The sequence below is a fragment of the Aquimarina macrocephali genome (assembly GCF_051627225.1).
In the GTDB taxonomy this organism is placed as follows: Bacteria; Bacteroidota; Bacteroidia; order Flavobacteriales; family Flavobacteriaceae; genus Aquimarina; species Aquimarina macrocephali.
Genome location: NZ_CP151795.1, coordinates 505,503 through 524,125 on the forward strand (window position 1 = coordinate 505,503; position 18,623 = coordinate 524,125).

At 31.9% G+C, this 18,623-nt stretch carries 10 protein-coding genes; 5 read left to right on the top strand and 5 right to left on the bottom strand.

Going from position 1 to position 18,623, the window contains the following annotated elements; all coding sequences use genetic code 11:
• Positions 1–155: 155 nt before the first annotated feature.
• The 5 genes from AAFU52_RS02240 to AAFU52_RS02260 all read right to left on the bottom strand — a co-directional run bounded on the left by AAFU52_RS02240 (position 156) and on the right by AAFU52_RS02260 (position 10,946).
• Positions 156–1,535, bottom strand: coding sequence for a DUF3472 domain-containing protein (locus AAFU52_RS02240; protein ID WP_438425105.1), 1,380 nt, complete (start codon positions 1,533–1,535; stop codon positions 156–158).
• 23 nt (positions 1,536–1,558) lie between these two features.
• Entirely contained in the window at positions 1,559–4,879 is a 3,321-nt protein-coding gene (locus AAFU52_RS02245; RefSeq protein WP_438425107.1) for a VCBS repeat-containing protein, read from the bottom strand.
• Positions 4,880–4,949: 70 nt separating this feature from the next.
• Complete coding sequence (locus AAFU52_RS02250) at positions 4,950–6,605, bottom strand: RagB/SusD family nutrient uptake outer membrane protein (RefSeq protein ID WP_438425108.1); 1,656 nt, start codon at positions 6,603–6,605, stop codon at positions 4,950–4,952.
• Positions 6,606–6,626: 21 nt separating this feature from the next.
• Complete coding sequence (locus tag AAFU52_RS02255; RefSeq protein WP_438425111.1) at positions 6,627–9,569, bottom strand: SusC/RagA family TonB-linked outer membrane protein; 2,943 nt, start codon at positions 9,567–9,569, stop codon at positions 6,627–6,629.
• Positions 9,570–9,587: 18 nt separating this feature from the next.
• Positions 9,588–10,946, bottom strand: a complete 1,359-nt coding sequence (locus AAFU52_RS02260; protein ID WP_438425116.1) for a Gfo/Idh/MocA family protein — start codon at positions 10,944–10,946, stop codon at positions 9,588–9,590.
• Between the two features lie 390 nt (positions 10,947–11,336).
• Here AAFU52_RS02260 and AAFU52_RS02265 point away from each other — a divergent pair, with 390 nt between their 5' ends.
• The 5 genes from AAFU52_RS02265 (at position 11,337) to AAFU52_RS02285 (ending at position 18,557) form a co-directional block, all read left to right on the top strand.
• Positions 11,337–15,431, top strand: coding sequence for an ATP-binding protein (locus AAFU52_RS02265; protein ID WP_438425117.1), 4,095 nt, complete (start codon positions 11,337–11,339; stop codon positions 15,429–15,431).
• 188 nt (positions 15,432–15,619) lie between these two features.
• Entirely contained in the window at positions 15,620–16,474 is an 855-nt protein-coding gene (locus tag AAFU52_RS02270; protein WP_438425119.1) for a sigma-70 family RNA polymerase sigma factor, read from the top strand.
• A 55-nt stretch (positions 16,475–16,529) separates the two neighbouring features.
• Positions 16,530–17,144 carry an FMN-dependent NADH-azoreductase gene (locus AAFU52_RS02275; protein ID WP_438425122.1) on the top strand — a complete coding sequence of 205 codons (615 nt, stop codon included), beginning with the start codon at positions 16,530–16,532 and terminating at the stop codon, positions 17,142–17,144.
• 6 nt (positions 17,145–17,150) lie between these two features.
• Positions 17,151–17,666 (top strand): cupin domain-containing protein, encoded by a 516-nt coding sequence (locus AAFU52_RS02280; protein ID WP_438425124.1) that lies wholly within the window; start codon positions 17,151–17,153, stop codon positions 17,664–17,666.
• A 294-nt stretch (positions 17,667–17,960) separates the two neighbouring features.
• Positions 17,961–18,557, top strand: coding sequence for a TetR/AcrR family transcriptional regulator (locus AAFU52_RS02285; RefSeq protein ID WP_438425126.1), 597 nt, complete (start codon positions 17,961–17,963; stop codon positions 18,555–18,557).
• Positions 18,558–18,623: the final 66 nt, after the last annotated feature.

The following is an 18,623-nucleotide window of genomic DNA, read 5'->3' on the forward strand; positions in this document are numbered from 1 at the left end:
TATTTAATCATCAAAGGCTTTTTAAACTAACTAATTAAACAAACTATATTAAAATTTTCGTTCTGGATAAAGTGATGCTATATGCTTTGTACTATTTTCTTTCATATTTGTAACCATCTAACAAAACTTCTAAGCTTTTATAATCTGTATTCTTATTATTCATTTTTTTTATGCATTGTATTTACTTTTTGTAGAGACCCTGAATTTGGCAAAAGCGAAAAATCTATATTTGGTTTTACACCATTTGCTGTTCGGGAAAACTCGGTATTCATAGTTGTATTTTCATCAAAGAATCCGCAGTTTTTCATGTAAAATGAATTTCCTTCTACACCACCTGCATAATCAAGTCTAGCCTCGTTTCTGGCCGTAGCATCTGCAGTAAATTTAGCATTAACTAATTCGTGCCATTGACCTTGTGTGTCATATACCCATTGATTAGTATATCTACCTTTTCTTGAAACAAAACCTGTATGTGTGCTGAAATTTTCTAGAAATGAATGAAATCTTTTTAGATATGTATTTGTATGCGGTCTTCTAAAACTTGCGATTAATTTCCACTCATTTTCTTCTGGCGCATAGAAATATGCTGTGTAATCTGTACTGTTGTTAACCGAAGGCTCTCCTTTTAATAAAAATTTATATGTGTTTTCTGATTTCCAATCAAACACCTTATAACTCTGTCCTCCAGAACCTTCTCCTCCAAAATTTCCACCTGTTACTCCTTCTCCTTTACTTAAAAGGATTACTTTATAGTCATCAGGAATTGTACTTGGATCATCGGTAACGTAGGGGCTCCATACAGAAAATAATATTCTTCTTTCGGTATCCGAATTAACTTGTATTCCGAAATATCCTTCACCAAAACCATTCGCCATAAAATAAGATCCAACCACATCTTCTCCCTTAGGTACTGTAATCTCATTATAGAAGTACATTATTTCTTTATTCTCAGGCATTTTATAAGTTAAATGAACAGAAGGGCCTCTTCTTCCAAAATGAAAACTAAAGTCTTCTGGCACAAAAGAAACACCACTAGCAGTAGCTGGCCCGCCAATAAGAATTTTGTTGATATCACCTATGTATTCACCTGCTTTTTGAAGTCCTTGAATTTCAATAAAGTTGTACCCTGATTTAGGTATATCAAACATCCCTATTTCAACATTTTTATAGGACGCATTATCAATAACTACTTCTTTTGTTTTATCTCCTACTGTTACTCGAATAGTTGATGGCCCTGTTTCTGATTTAATATTTAAACCCAGGTGTAATTCACCGGTTAACTTGGTATGAAAATAAATGCGAATAACATCATCTAATGATGTCCAATTATGAATACCTGAATCATGAATTAAAACGGCATCTTGTTCTGTACTATTTATTGCCCAACTATTACCTCCTGGAGGGATAGTTATGGATAGGTCTAACTTATCATTACTTCTGGCGTCAAGAGGTTTTTTATCTGAACTACAAGCCAGTATGCAAGTACTCACCAATAAGAGTACGATTTTATCAATTGATTTTTTATAATTCTTCATTGTTTTATATTCACCATCTTTATTTAGTTAATTTCATATAATTGATGCTTACTATTATTATTTATTACAATAACAGCTTTCTTTTTTCGAGTGGTTATCAGCAACATATTTCTCACGTCTTTATCTGCATAAAATCCAGTTTCAGTATTTTTTACAGGCTTAAATTCTCCTTTTGAAATTCCTTTTAGATAAACGCCTATCCCTGCATCTGCACGAGTTGTTTCTACCTCTGTATGATAATTATTTCCTGCCATGAGCAAGTCTTTAATCTGATCGCCATCAAAATCTTCATAAAGAATACTATTAATCGGGCTCATTTGAGCTTCTAACGGAAATGGGGTAAATTCAAAACCAGTGCTGTTATTCATAAAAACACCAGACCTGAATTCTGTAACTTGATAATGAATAGCCGATTGAAAAGTTTCTCCTATTATTTCCTGAATATCACTATTAGCAAAATCACTATACGTTTTTACCCTTTCTTTTAAGTATGGTATTTGTTCTGCTGTACAATGTTTTCCTCTCACAGGAACTTGCTTAGATTTATAATACTTGGCCAACATAATATCTTCTGTACCATTATTATCAAAATCATGTGTATACACATGAAACGGTTTTTCTTTTGATGCATCATGTTTGAAGTTTAATCCTAAATTTCCTGCTATTATATCCTTGTCTCCATCATTATCGATATCGACTACCAAAATCTTATTCCACCAACCCTTGGTTGATGATAGATTGTTATACATTTCTTTTTTAGAAAGCGCTCCGTTATCATTAATAAAAACTTCAATACCCATCCATTCTCCTGTCATGATAAGATCCAAATCATTGTCATTATCTATGTCATTCCATTCTGCACTAGTCACCATACCAATCTTTTTTAGTTCTGGTGCCAAATCATCTGTTTTATCTATAAAATTTCCACCCTCATTAATTAACAAGTAGCTTGTTGGTGCATACGGGTATTTTCCTGGAATTACACGACTCCCTATAAATAGATCCATATCTCCATCCTGGTCAAAATCTGAAGCTTTTACAATAGAACCTGCAGTAGTAATAGCAGGTAATTTCGATTCTGATCGATTAAAATTATACCCCCCTTCATTAATATACAATCTATCTTGTAATAGCGGTGAATCTGGATCAAACTCATAGCTTCCACTTGCTACATATAAATCTTTATCCCCATCATTATCTGCATCAAAAAAACATGCACTTACATCTTCATATAAGCTATCTTTTATAAAATCCTGTACAGGTATCTTTTTGAAATTTCCATCTTGTGAAGCAATTAATAACTGTGCAGTTTGATTATGAGCCCCTCCTATAAAAAGATCTTCTAACCCATCATTATTAAGGTCTGTTTTTGCTATTGCAGGTCCTGTTTGTGATAGTTTATGTGGTAACAATAATTGCTTATCAAAATCATTGAAAGGAATTTCGGTATGTATAACATCTAATAAAGTTTCTGCAAAAATCGTATTAGACGCTGTATTACTACTTGGTTTTACTGTTTTAACACTATTCGTATAATCAATACTTAATAATTGGTTTGTTTTTATATTAGTAAGATGTTGCCTATTCCCGTCAGACCAAATGATCTCAATTTTGGGAACTACAGCATCTTTTCCTAACCCAAAATGTAATGTATTTGACATGGAAGAAAGATATCCTCTGGAGTTTATGAGTTGTCGAGTTAATATTTCTCCATCATTCTGGTATATTTTTACAGTTGTCCCAACTCCGAACACATTCTCTTTCAATCCTTTAAAAGTAAATTGCAAAAAATTATTATTATTAATTCTTCTAGCGTTATTTCTTAGTATCGTTGCATTTTCATCTAAATTATTAGTAACAATATCCAAATCTCCATCATTGTCTAAATCAACATATACGGCACCGTTTGAAAATGTCGGCTTTTCATCTGACCAATCTGCAGTTATATTATCAAATTTTAGATTTCCTTGATTTTTAAATAAGTAATTAGTTAGTTTTTGTTGGGGTAATTTTTGGGTGAATTCGTAAAAGTCTTTCTCTTTTAGGGTATTTCTTTTATCGTTGATAGTATTGTTAATTTCAATATTCATATCACGATCAACAACATCTCTATAAATACCATTGGTGACATAAATATCATTTAACCCATCCAAATCAAAATCTGCAAAAAGAACAGACCAACTCCAGTCTGTTTGAGCAAGACCAGACATATGTGCAACCTCACTAAAGGTGCCATTTCTGTTATTTAACTGCATTACATTATGCATATACTGATGATGATGATCATTTTTAACCATTTCATTAAATCGATCAATAGACATCATAGACATGGTTGTTTTGGATCGAACATGATCTTCTGGGCTCATATCTAAAACCATTAAATCATTAAACCCATCGTTATTAATATCTCCAATATCACTTCCCATACTATAGTATGAAATGTGCTTAAAAAGTGAGTTCTTTTTATCAGAGAAGGTTCCGTTTTTATTATTTATGTACGCAAAATCAGGTCCTATAAAATCATTAGACACATAAATATCCTGCCAACCATCATTATTAAGATCTCCTACCTGTGCATTAAGTCCAAAACCTATATCTGGTAAAATTCCTGCTTGTACCGAAACATCTGTAAAGTTTCCTTTTCCGTCATTATTATATAACTTATCACTACTTCTAAAAGCTTGTGTTTTTTTGCTATTCTGAATTTTCTTCACCTCTACTATCTTACCTGATAAATCAAACTCGGCTGGAGCATTAGCAATATAAACATCTAAATCTCCGTCCTTATCATAATCAAAAAATGTAGATGCGATCGACCGATTAGTATCTGCTAAACCATGACGTTTTGCTTGTTCTGTAAAAGTGAGATCTCCATTGTTTATGTATAGCATATTGGCAAGTTTCTGGTCTCCTTCGTACCAACCTGCTCTATTGATGTAGATATCTAAAAAGCCATCATTATTGATATCAACTACAGATACTCCCGTATCAAAACCAGCTCTTTTTTTTATCCCGGATTTTATAGTAATATCTTCAAATTGAAAATTCCCTTTGTTTAAAAAAAGTTTATTATGATAGATATTAGAGGTAAAGAAAAGGTCTTCTAATCCATCATTATTGAAATCGGCAGCGGCTACTCCACCACCGATATAGATATATAAATATTTATAATAATGTAGTTGTTCGGATTCTAATATTTTATTCTCGAAAGTTACTCCTGTAATTTCTGTTGGTATTTTTGTAAATAATTTCTCTGATGATAGTTTATCTATCGGATTCTTACAAGAACACAAGAAGGTAAACACAAAAAATACAATCCAAGTTTTATATATATAAATCCGCATGTTTATGATATAAGGGTATTTTAACTAGTAAAACAGCATAGACCTCATAAGAAGTCTATGCTATTAAATATTAATCATTTTGAATTAGTGATGGCTGTAAAATGATCTGTTGTTCTGGGATAAATTCTACAATTCTTGGGTGTGTAGATGGTATTTCCAGAAAAGCATTTGTTCCATTTAAATGCGTCCCTGGATATTTTCTATTCATTGTACGACCATTTCTATAGACATCATACCTTCTATGCCCTTCATAAGCTAATTCTAACCTACGTTCTTCTAAAACAACATCTAATATGGTTTTTCCTGCTGGGATATTAGCTAATGTATATGTAGCGATATCTGCTCTCTCTCTAATAATGTTTATATTATCCAAGGCTAACTGATCCATACCTCTTTTTGCTAAGGATTCTGCTTTGTTTAAATACATTTCTGATAGACGAGATACCATTGGAGACCAAAGGTGTATGTCATTTTCTTGCAATGATGCTTTTAGAATATAGAATTTTGGGTGACCATTACGTTTTTTAAGATCAACCCCTTTAATAACATCCTGCCTACCACCGGTACCATTAAAATAATATATGGTTTTACCATCTACAATTTCAGACTCTACAGTGTATGTGTTTCCATTATCTTCAAACGTGGTTATTCCTCCGCTTTCGGTTGTATTTCTAAATTCATATTTATACTCATCGTTTACCCAATACACAGCAGGAACTTCGTTTTGATCACCATCTTTTTCTGGCTGTGGCTCTATAAATGATTTTCTTGCATCGTTAGGGTTTTTATCGATTAAGTCCAAATATGTTCTCGAAGCATACATCTCTCCCCAACCTTTACCTTGGACATTGGCATAAAAAGATCCTATGGTAAACCAGTCATCTGAGCCTCCTAAAAGATCTGTAGCAGAACTTAATGTTACAGCAAAAATAGCCTCCTGATTTTGATCAGGTATTAATGTATTCATTTTAGAAAACTGATCTGTTGAGAGTAAAGCATAATTTCCAGATGCAATAACCTTATCAGCATATTCTTCTGCTCTTATATTATCTTCTTTATATAAATATACTCTGGATAATAATGCTTGTGCGGCTTCTTTTGAAGCAAAAGATGCTCCTTTGTTTACTGTCATTAAAGATTCTGCTTTTTCTAAATCCTTTATGACTTGAGCATACACTTGCTCTACTGTATGTCTGTCTGGTCTATCTGTAATATTTGATGTTAATTTTAATGGTACAGATAAATTCGAAGCACCTTGATTATAAGGTCTTCCAAATACATTTCCCATTTGGAAATATGTAAGTGCTCTTAGGTAATAATTCTCTCCTAATAATTGATCCGTTTCAGGGGATTCTCCTTCTATAATTTTTTCAATAATTACGTTACATCCTACTGCTATTTTATAAGAATTACGCCAAAATCGTTCTACTCTAGAATTGGTTTTTATAGATTGATAATTATATAAAAAGAATAAATGATCAGTTGTACCTCCACTAAGGCTTACATTATCTCCTGCATATTCTGATATTCTATGTAGATCATCTACCCAACCATCAAAACCTTTATCACCTTTTAACAAGGCATAATTACCAATTGTAGCTGTTTCAATCGATTCTGGATCTGAAAATAATTCATCTACTGAAATCTGCTCATAAGGGTTCTTTTCTAATTCACAGGAATGCAGTATAAATGCAATAACTGGCAGTAGTATTATTAATTTTTTCATACTATTATTTTTAAATGTTTTTTAAAATGACACGTTAACACCTAATACATAGCGTTTTGGTATCGGATACGTTAATCCAGGGCTTCCTGATAAACCAATATTATTGGGGTCATTTGGATTACCTGTAACTGCCGGATCAACACCACTGTACTTTGTAAATGTTAACAAATTGTCTCCGGCTACATATACATTAAAGTTGCTTATTCCTATTTTACTTAAGATATTCTGTGGCAAATTATATGATAGTGTAACATTTGTCATTCTTAAATAGCTGGCATCTTCTAAATAACGAGATGAACGCTTATTAGAGTTATTGTTACCGCCTTCAACAACTAAGGGATGCGTTGCTATATCTCCTGGCTTTTCCCATCTGTTCCAGTCATCGGCTAATACTTGCTGGTTGAAAGTAGTATAGAATCCGTCTGAGTCAAACAATTCTCTGGCACCATTATATAGTTTTCCTCCTTTAGAGAAATTAAAATTGGCAGAAAGTGATATATTTTTATAGCTTAGTCTAGAATCAAATCCTCCTATAAAATCTGGTGAGGATGAATCAACAACTTGTAGAGTAGCATCATTCCAATTACTGGTTTCTGTTCGTGCTCCAGTATCAGGGTCAACGACTTCCCATAGCGGATTTCCATTGTCTGGATCAACACCTAACCATTTTCTTATATACCATGAACTAGAGTCTTCTCCGATTTTAAATATTTTTGATCCTCTAGGGATTTCTGTTTGTCCATCAAACAACTCTGTAATTTCATTTTTATTAAACCCTATATTAAACCCTAAATTCCATTCAAAATTTTCACTTTGTATAACATCGACCGAAATTGCAGCTTCATATCCTGTATTGGTAAGTCCTCCTACATTCTCCCAAAACCCGCTATATCCAGTAACATCAGGTAAATTCACGAAGTACAACAGATCAGACGTGTCTTTGTTGTAATATTCAAACGTTGCGCTTACCCTATCAAACAATCTTGTGTCAATAGCAATATTCGCTTCATACGATTTTTCCCAACTTAAATCCGGGTTTCCTAATTGATCTAATACTGCTCCCGGAGTCCCAATATATTGTGTATTTAATCTATATGTTCCTTGGTATGGGTATAAAGATGATGGTCTGTTTCCTACAGATCCATAACTCGCGCGTAATTTAAGCTCATTAATAGCCTTACTATTAAAAAACGCTTCATTATGTATGTTCCATCCTACTCCTAGTGAGAAGAAATTACCGTATTGGTCATCTAATCCAAAATTTGAAGCTCCATCTCTACGTATAGAAGCTTTTGCATAATATCGATTGCTAAACCCATAATTTGCAGAGAGAAAAAATGATTGTAATGCATAATCATTCTTGAATCCACTTATCTCTCCGGTTTCACTCGCAACATTTAAAACTTCTGTTCCTGCAACAATACCATTACCGGTAACGTCTACATTTTCATACACGTAGTTGTTGTACTCATATCCTCCTAAAGCAGTTACAGAATGTTCTCCGAATATATTTGAGTATTGTAATATCTGAGTTGTTAATTTGGTAAACCTCTCGTCTATTCTATCATTTATACTACCACCTGTGGCCAATCCTGAAATTGATCTGGGGTCTGTGTATATTTTTGATTTATAGCGGTAGTATGTAAAATTATTTACTGACTTAAAAACCAAGTTGGGTACAACTTGATATTCAAAATCAAAGTTTGAACTTAGGTTAAATGTATTATCTGAAGAGTAGTTCCATTGCTGATCATATAAATAATTTCTTTGGTCTCTACCTAACCAATTAGAATCTTCTTGTGCATTAATTGGTTTACCTTCTGCATCAAAAGGATTATCCCAGGGCAAGTTTAAATACAATTCATACAAGGGAGCCTCTGCAATTTTATCTCTGTTGTCAAAACTAAGCGATAATTTAGGGCTTAGTTTTAAACGTTTTGTAATGTCATAATCCAAATTCATTCGATACGTATACCTATCTAATTCATTACCCCGTAAGGTTCCTGTTTCATTATAGTAACCTCCATTGATGTATAGTCTTAGTTTTTCGGTTCCGGAGGTAAATGATACGTTTACATCCTTAACAAAACCATCTTGAGTTCCGTTTTCGATCCAATCATAATTTCGATCTAATAATTCTGGTGCAAACCAGGGTTGAGAATTTGCGAATTGTGTATGATACTCATATAATTGTCGTGAGTCCATAACCTCAAATTTCCCGGTATTAAATGTATTTATAGCCACTTTTGAGCTTACACTAATTTCTGACTTACCTGAAGTTCCTCGTTTTGTAGTAACGATGACTACACCATTTGCTCCACGAGATCCATAAAGTGACGTCGCAGAAGCATCTTTTAGTACCGATACAGATTGAACATCATTTGGATTAACTATAGGTATACTATGTTGTATTACACCATCAATCACCCATAATGGGGTTACTCTACCTCCTAAAGATGAAGAACCTCGTATTAATATATTTGGTACGGATCCCGGACTACCACTAGAAGCTCCCAAACGTACCCCTGCAACTTTTCCTTGTAACATAGTTGTCACATCAGGAGTTGTAATATCTTTTAGTTCTTCAGATTTGATATTCACTATCGATGAGGTAATTGTTCCTCTCTTTTGTGTGCCATAGGCCACAACAATAATTTCTTCTAATTGACTAACATCTTCTTGTAGGGTAGCATTTATTTTTGTTTGCTCATTTACCACTATTTCTTGTGAAATAAATCCTACATAAGATATTTCAAGAACATCTTTTTCGTTAGCTTCTATGGTATAATTTCCATCAAAATCCGATGACGTTCCTTTTGTGGTGTTTTTGATTAGGACAGAGGCTCCAACGATAGGTCTACCCGATGTGTCATAAATTGTTCCTGTTATTGTTTTTTCTTGAGCTAATATGCTACTTGTGAGAGTACATATGACGACTAATAGAATAATTTTTAATTTTTCCATATATTATGATTTAGTGATTTAATACTTACTTTTTATCCAATTATAAGGTTTACGTTTTACCCACATACCTCTTGTAAAATCAGGAAAGTCTTGTGGTTCTCCATTGTTTTCAATAGATAATTCTGACAGCGGTGTAATTGCACTCCAAGCGGCTGCGTCATAAACATCAAGTGGTGGAGCAATATTTTCTTTTGCAGATTCTACAAACGCGTTTAGAACAAAGAAATCCATTCCTCCGTGTCCTGTACCGTTAGCTAATTCACCATGCTTTTGCCATAAAGGGTGATCATATTTTTTGAGCCATTGATCTGCCTCATCCCATTGATGTGGTTTTGATTGTCCTTCGATATACATTCGATTACCATCAACCTCCCATAACCCATTGGCTCCTTGCACTCTAAACCCTAATGAATAAGGTCTTGGTAAATTACAATCATGTGTTACAATGATCGTTTCTCCTTTAGCGGTTTCGATTGTAGTAGTGATAACATCTCCTTGCTTAAATTTTACTTTCGTATTTGGATGCTCTTTTCCTCCGTGCTTTACTATGTAATTATGTAAGCCAATAGCTTTTGTTGCATTAGAACTTAATGAAGTAAAACGATTACCTCTATTAACATCACACATTGTAGCAATTGGACCGGCACCATGAGTTGGATACACATCACCATTTCTTAGTACAGAATGTTGGGTTCTCCATTTGGATTCTGATATTCCTTTTTCTCCAAATTCAACACCTTTACCATAAGCAGATTTACCATCATTTAATTTCACAAAACGAAGATCATGTTGATAGCCACATCTAAAGTGAACCAATTCTCCAAAGACATTTTGTTTTACCATATTCAGAACGGCAAGAACATCTCTACGATAGTTTACATTTTCTAAGATCATTAGATGAGACCCTGTTGCTTCATGTGTATTTACCAAATCCCAACATTCTTCAATAGTATTGGCAGCAGAAACCTCTAAACCAGTATATTTTCCAGCTTTCATAGCGTCTACAGCCATTTTAGTGTGCCACAACCATGGGGTAGATATTATTACTGCATCGACGTCATTTAATTCTAGTAAATTTCTATAGTCGTGATCACTGTTTCCAAAAACTTTTGGTTTTGAAAAATTAGCTTCATCTATTTTCTTTAAAGCTATTTTTATTCGCTCAGGATCTATATCACAGATAGCAGTTATATCTACATCTTTTCTATTAAGAGCATTCTTAAAATGATTCATTCCTCTTAACCCAACTCCAATAAAAGCTAGTCTAAGCTTCTTATCAGTTAGGTTAGTCATCGCTCCAAAAGACAAATTAGAAAGTAGTGATACACCTGCACTGGCAAGTGCTGTTTTTTTAACAAAATTTCGTCTAGAATTCATTTAAGTTATTTATATGTTAAACTATGAGAATTCAAATATGACGGATACTTTTCTTATTGAAGATGATATTTTAAGCATTTAGGAGTACTATTTAGGTCTGAATTATATCAATGCCTATTTTATCCTCCTTTTTGACGAATTAGACTACTTTACAGGGTGTTCTTCTAGTCCCTAAAAGTTCTTCTTAGTAATTTTTATTAATACCTTTAACATTATTTTAAATGATAACCAACTTCACTTGTTAAAAAAATAGTATTACAGTATAAAAATGTGATTGTATTGATAGCACTTCATATACACAATTTTCATATTAGTACAATTATAGGAACCATAGTATTAAATAATTGTAGTAGTATACTAAACGATATTTTGCTAAAAATTGAGAATTTTATGTTTAGATTAAGGATCTATTTTTTGTTAAGTATTTTTATGTGGTGTTTCTCTTTCTTGCATGGTCAAAATCATACAAGTTTTAGACATCTCTCCCCTGTAAATGACAACAAATCTGTTATCCCATCTAAAACTGTACAGGATTCATTTGGCAATATTTGGATGTTATGTACCGATGGGATATTAGTTTATAATGGCTATGATTATAAACTAATTAAAAACAAGATAATTTTCCCCAATATTCAGCATAATGATTTTATAAACAATATGCTTGTTGATCACAACAAAAATATATGGATAACCTCTCAATTTGGATTAATATCAAAATATGTAGCGATTGCTAATCAATTTGAAGATATGACTCTTTTGCTGCCCGAAAATGATGTCGTAAGCTCAATTGTAGCAAATAAGAAAAGTATTTGGATGGCATCTAAACTTGGTAATATTTACCAATATATCGACTCTAAAATGAACTTTATCGCTACAATTTCAAACAAGGGATCCGAGATCAGAAACATCATGGATATTGATGTATTAAATTCTTCAGAAGTATATGTTAGTACTAAAAATGGTACAATTTATAGTTATTCTCTAAAATCAGAACAGACCACCGAATTAATAGGGCCATTTACAAACTATCCCGGCAATGTCATCCTTGCAGCAGATATCAATAATAAGCTTTGGGTAGGAACCGAAACGTATGGGTTATTTGTCTATGACCCTATTAGTAAACAGTTTATTCAGGATTCTTTTTTTGAAGAAGAGAGGTTTAATATTAATAAAGAAATGTTCTTATCGTTATTTTGCAGTAAGGATGGATATATGTGGGGAGGAACAGACGGAGGTGGATTATACAAAATAAATATAAATACCGGAGAAGTTGATTTGTTTACACGGCAATATTCTAATGAATTTTCTTTAAGTAGCAATACTGTTCTTAACATCAATGAAGATAACCACAAAAATATATGGATTACTACAAACTATGGTAAACTTAATATTCTTCCTAACAGAAATAACAACATTAAATACCACGAAGGTTCTGATAATAATACACCTCTTAGAGTTTTAAGCATTTTAAAAAGTTCTAAAGATGTTTTATGGATCGGGACAGATGGATCTGGGTTAACAAAGGTGACCTATACTACTGATGGAACTACAAAAGAAAAGCGATACTTTAATGATATTTCTCTAAATAGAGGGTTATACATTCAATCCATAACAGAAGATAACCTATCAAATATCTGGTTTGGAACCTATAAGAATGGTCTATGGTATCACAATACAAGTAAAAATACTTTTCAAAAGATAAGTGTTTATAATTCTAATAAACAGGAAGCGACAGATATAAGAACCGTATTTTCTGATTCTAAAGGACGTATTTGGGTAGGATCAAACCTTTCAATTAATATCTACTCTTCTAACTTAAAGCTTTTAGCTGTTTTTGATAATAATTCTAAAGGACTAAAAGGTGCTAACACAGAAAGTATATTAGAAGATAGAAATGGTATAATTTGGTTAGGGCTTTATAATGGTGGATTATTTCAATGCGATGAACATCATTCTGATATCAGTCATTCTACATTTATTAATTATTCGCAAAAAAACAAAAACTACAAAGACGAAATTCATGCTGTTAAATCTATGGTGCTTGGTAACTTTGATGAAATATGGCTAGTTAACAGACTTGGTAAGTTGCTGAAATTTAACACTAAGGATAAGACATATACTACATTTGAGAATATAGAATCTATTGATGAAAAAATATTTATTGCAATTCTGAAAGATAGTAGAAATGATTTATGGTTGAGTTCCAAAAATAATGGTATAAGTCACCTAGACGTTAAGAATCTTATTATAAAAACGTATTATGACACAGATGGTCTTCAAGACAATATATTTCTGCCAAGAAGTAACTTTAAGGATGCGCAAGGACTCTTATATTATGGAGGTGTCAAAGGATTAAATAGTTTTGACCCAAAACATCTGAATAAGAAAGCATCTGACACCAAATTATATATAAACAGTATAGAAATACTTAACCAACCCGTTTACTCATTATTACCTCATAAAACTACTACTGGAATAGCTAATATCGAATCTCTAAAACTAAAACATAATCAATCTCATTTTTCATTTAGATTTTATGCAATAGATAATATTCTAAATCCTAGTTATTATTATACATATAGACTAAAAGGATTCGATGAAAACTGGATAACCAGCCAATCAGAACGCTTAGCTACATATACTAATATACCTCCCGGAAATTATACTTTTGAAGTAAAAACAGGAACAAAAAAAGGAGTTTGGGACCTTCCCGAAAAAAACATAGCAATTACAATAGAGCAACCTTTATGGAATACACCTTTGGCTTATATTTTTTATATACTTATCCTCGTATTAATGATTTACGGAATAAGGCGATGGTATTCTTTGAGGAAAAAATTATTTCTAGAAAAGGTTAGTCATAAAAAAGAAAATGAATTGCATGATTTGAAAATGAATTTCTTTGCAAAAATGTCTCATGAAATTCAGACACCAATTACACTAATCCTTGGGCCTATTGATGACATGTTGAAAAAAGCCGAAAAGAATGGAAACCTGTTATTAAAACAGCGTTTGGATATCATGTCATACAATACCAAACGCCTTTCTAAAATTGCACAAGAATTAACACTAGTTAGGAATAAAGAATTAGGAACCTTAAGATTAACTGTTACCAAAAATGATTTATATAAAGACATAGAGGATATTTCTATCTCGTTTAAGGAACTCGCAAGAAAAAGAAAAATTGATTTTGTTGTGAATTGTCCTAAAAATCTATCTGCAACTTGGTATGACAAAGAAAAACTGGAACATGTAATATATAATTTGCTCTCTAATGCCTTTAAGTTTACTCCTAAAGAAGGCAATATTCTTTTAAATATTGTACCAGTCAGTAACAAAAAGTTTATCAAATTATCGGTTATAGATTCTGGACCAGGGATTCCCGATGAAGAACTACAGCATATTTTTAAGCTATTTTATCAATCCGATGTCGGTAAAAAAAATAAAGGTACAGGGATAGGATTAGCACTTACTAAAGAATTAATGGATTTACACAAAGGTAAAATCAAAGTTAATTCTAACTCTACAGAAGGCACTACATTTACTATTAAGTTTCCAATTACAGAAAATGCTTATACAGAGAACGAAAGAATCATAACCGATGATTATGAAGAACCAAATAATTTTTCTTTAGTAGAAAACGACACTTTGATTAAAGAAAATGAATTAGATCTATCAAAGAAAACTATTTTAATAGTAGAAGACAATTTTGACCTGCAAACTTTTCTAAAAGAGCTTTTACATTTTGAATATAATATTATCATGGCCGAAAATGGTGAAGAAGGTTATTATTACGCTAAAAACAATTTTCCTGATCTGATTTTAAGTGATATTGTTATGCCAAAATTAGATGGGATAGAAATGTGTAAAAAACTTCAAAAAGATCAGGTAACAATGCATATTCCTATTATATTACTTACCGCTAAAAATTCTACAAATGCTAAAATATCAGGGCTAAAATCTGGCGCTATAGAATACATCAATAAGCCGTTTAATACTAATGAGTTATTGTTAAAGGTGAAAAATATTATTTTATCTAAAGAGCATATAATATCAAAATATCGTAAAGAAATCATTAGTAGTCCCAAAGTCAAATTAGAAAAGTCACAAGATGAGATTTTTCTTGAAAATCTTGTATCCAATATAAATTTAAGGATAGATGATGCTGATTTTAAAATGGAAGAACTTGCCGAATCCTTACATATGGGGTACTCTAGTCTTTACCGAAAATGCCATGCACTAACGGGAAATAGTCTAGTTGATTTTGTACGATTGCTTCGTTTAAAAAAGGCTGCAGTTTTAATCACAAAATACGGCTATAATATTTCTGAAGCATCCTTTATGACTGGATTTAATGATCCAAAATACTTTTCAAAATGCTTTAAAAAATATTTTAAGAAAACTCCTGCAGTATTCAAAAAAGAAGCAAAAGAAATGGGAGCTATTGCATACCTAAAAAAGCATCGAGTTGATGTTACTTTTTAATCCGAAGCAATCCAGAGCCATTCAATATCATATATTTTTGATAACCAAATACTGATGGTATATAAATTTTTATCAAAAAATTGTAGTATTATCTTTTCCTGTCACATTTTTGGTCGCTTATTTGTCATATATAATAATGCTTTTATGTAGTAAAGAAACATATTTATTATTCATACACTAAAAAACCAATGTTTGATTTCAACACATATCAAGAATTTTTATTTCCGTTTGCTTATAATATTCTTGGCTCTGCCGATGATGCAAAAGATGCTATTCAGGATACTTTAAACACTTTTATTGCGCTTCAAAACAAAAATATAGATAATCCCAAAGCATACCTGATCAAATCGGTTATTAATACTTCGATCAATAAAAAAAATCGACAGAAAAAATTTGTTTCAGAAACAATTTCTCTTCCAGAGCCCATTGCTACCGATACTGCTGATAATGATTTATACCTAAAAGATATCGTTTCATACTCATTATTGATTTTATTAGATCAGTTAACAGTAAAAGAAAGAGCTGTTTTTGTACTAAAAGAAGCATTTAATTATTCTCATAATGATATTGCTGAAGTCCTTTCTAGTACTCCTGAGAGCTCCAGAAAATTATTGAGCCGGGCAAAAATTAAATTGAAAAAATCAAGTCAAACCAATTCGATCTTCAAAAATAAAAAAACAGAAGAATATCTTAACAAGTACAGTACTGCAATACGGGAAAAGGATTTGAAAAAGTTAGAACAACTTTTTACCGATGATATCACAATGGTAGCTGATGGTGGTGACAAAATTAAAGTTCTTAGAAATTTGACTATTGGAAAACAGAACTGTATCGAGCTCATTTTTAAAGTTTTTGATAAATTTCAATCCCAACAAAGCTTTAAACATATTAAAATTAATCACCAACCTGCAATAGTATATTTTGATAACGATATAGTATCATCTTGTCAAGTGTTTTCAATTAATCAAGATCAAAAAATATATGAAATCAGCTCTATAGTTGATCCCGAAAAACTCAAAAATATTGCAAAAAAGATAAGTTAGCGTCACGTTTTCATATTGCAATTTGTCATACAGGTAAATGACAAATTTATATACTATGAAAACATTATTAAGAATTGATACAAGCTCTAGAACACAAGGATCTCACTCGAGAAAATTGGCAGATTATCTGGAAGCAAAATGGAAAGCGTTATATCCATCTGGCAAGGTTATTTATAGAGATCTTGTAACTTCTGTTATTCCGCACATACACAATACAACAATTGAAGGGTTTTATACTCCAAAAGAATGTATATCTGAGGAAACCTTAAAATCTACTGCCCTATCCGATGAACTAATCAAAGAGTTGAGTGATGCAGATGAAATATTGATAAGCAGTCCTTTATACAACTTGAATATCCCATCTAATCTAAAAGCATATATAGATCATGTTGTTAGAATAAATCACACTTTTGGTATACGCGAAGATGGTTCATATTACGGGTTATTAAGAAATAAAAATGCTTACCTCGCACTAGTAAAAGGAGGCACTTATACCGGTACTCCTATGGAGGCTTATGATTTTCAAAAACCCTATTTAAAAGCAATACTACATCATATGGGTATAGTTGTGAATAATATTTTTTCGCTAGAAGGAACCAGTGAAACAAGTATTCTACAGAATAATATAATCAACATCCATAAACAAATAGAAACCATTTTTAAAAACTAAAATACAATGAAAGAAGATTTTTTTAATGACACTTTAGAAAATAAAGAAGTATTAATCCTACCTAATGAAGGAGAAACATTCACTATGAATGGTATTTCTTTTACCTTTAAATTAACTAGCGAATTATCGAATAATCAACTAGAAGTTTATAAAATAGTTTTAGCACCTCGGGCCATTGGCGCCAAGTTACATTATCATAGGTTTATGGACGAAACGTTTATTGTTAATAAGGGAACACTCACTCTTTTTACAGGAACTAAAGGTGATAAACATCTTATTGAATCAGGTACTGTAGCCTATGCTCCACGATTTACTCCACACGGATTCCAAAATGATACCGATGAAGAAGTTTGGCTTACCCTGCTCTTTAATCCTTCACAGAAAAGAGAAGGTTTTTTTAGAGGATTATATGAAACTCTTAACGAAGACACTATTGATCCAGAAAAGTATTTAAAACTTTACAACAAATACGACAGTTTTCCTGTGGATACTTCTAATATGTTACCTATTAGAGATCGCTAATTACAGAATGGTTGGTCATACCTTTATTTGTTTTCTATCCATTATTAGGGGTGAGTACATTAGAACTTGATAAAAATATCAATACTATTTCATAAATTGTAATAGCAAACAATACAAATGTGCAATATTAATTGCATATTACACTGTAAAAGTATTTCTGAGCTCACATTTTACATTACCCCAATTTAACACACTTAAAATCAAATACTTAAATTTAATAAAGAAAACTTTAACAGTGAAAAATTTGCTTTACTAGACGACTGGTCATATTTTTGTCGTCCCAAAATGAAAATAATGTCTAAAACCGTAAAACATGAGATCAAAGCTGATTCCCTTCTGGAGAAAGGGATGGAAATCATTTGGTCTAAAGGTTATAATGGTACTAGTGTAAATGACATTGTTAAGGCCGCTGATGTTCCTAAAGGCTCTTTTTATTTTTATTTTGATAGTAAAGAAGATTTTGTAATTAAAGCTTTAGACAAGTATTTTACAACGCAGGTTACTCCTACTCTAGTGATTTTACGTGACAAATCACTTTCTGCAAAACAGCGTCTGATTAATTTTTACGAATATAGAATTGAAGTAGTCAAAAAAGAATTAGAATGTAAGAATGGATGTATGGCCTGCAATCTAAGTAATGAAATGGCCGAACATAATGAAAAAATACGAGAAGCTGTCTTAGAAAAACATGGTAAAATAAAAGCAGAAATTATTAAAGTTGCTTTAGAAGCTCAAAAACAAGGAGAAATAGATTCCTCGATTGATATAATAAACATGGTAGAATTTATTGAAGATGCAGGTAAAGGAGCAATGACAACTATGAAAGAAACCCAAAGTGCTTATCCAATAGATAATGTAATGAATATGACCAGGCAGTTATTTTTAAAATAATTTTTTTTAATTACCAATAGACGACCGGTCAATTATTAATGTTTAAATAATCTTGAAATATGATAT

What these genes read in the sequence shown, in the direction of transcription:
- AAFU52_RS02265 (WP_438425117.1), top strand. Translation starts at nt 11,337, where the DNA reads ATGTTTAGATTAAGGATCTATTTTTTGTTAAGTATTTTTATGTGGTGT.
- AAFU52_RS02245 (WP_438425107.1), bottom strand. Translation starts at nt 4,879, where the DNA reads ATGCGGATTTATATATATAAAACTTGGATTGTATTTTTTGTGTTTACC.
- AAFU52_RS02250 (WP_438425108.1), bottom strand. Translation starts at nt 6,605, where the DNA reads ATGAAAAAATTAATAATACTACTGCCAGTTATTGCATTTATACTGCAT.
- AAFU52_RS02280 (WP_438425124.1), top strand. Translation starts at nt 17,151, where the DNA reads ATGAAAGAAGATTTTTTTAATGACACTTTAGAAAATAAAGAAGTATTA.
- AAFU52_RS02240 (WP_438425105.1), bottom strand. Translation starts at nt 1,535, where the DNA reads ATGAAGAATTATAAAAAATCAATTGATAAAATCGTACTCTTATTGGTG.
- AAFU52_RS02285 (WP_438425126.1), top strand. Translation starts at nt 17,961, where the DNA reads ATGTCTAAAACCGTAAAACATGAGATCAAAGCTGATTCCCTTCTGGAG.
- AAFU52_RS02255 (WP_438425111.1), bottom strand. Translation starts at nt 9,569, where the DNA reads ATGGAAAAATTAAAAATTATTCTATTAGTCGTCATATGTACTCTCACA.
- AAFU52_RS02275 (WP_438425122.1), top strand. Translation starts at nt 16,530, where the DNA reads ATGAAAACATTATTAAGAATTGATACAAGCTCTAGAACACAAGGATCT.
- AAFU52_RS02270 (WP_438425119.1), top strand. Translation starts at nt 15,620, where the DNA reads ATGTTTGATTTCAACACATATCAAGAATTTTTATTTCCGTTTGCTTAT.
- AAFU52_RS02260 (WP_438425116.1), bottom strand. Translation starts at nt 10,946, where the DNA reads ATGAATTCTAGACGAAATTTTGTTAAAAAAACAGCACTTGCCAGTGCA.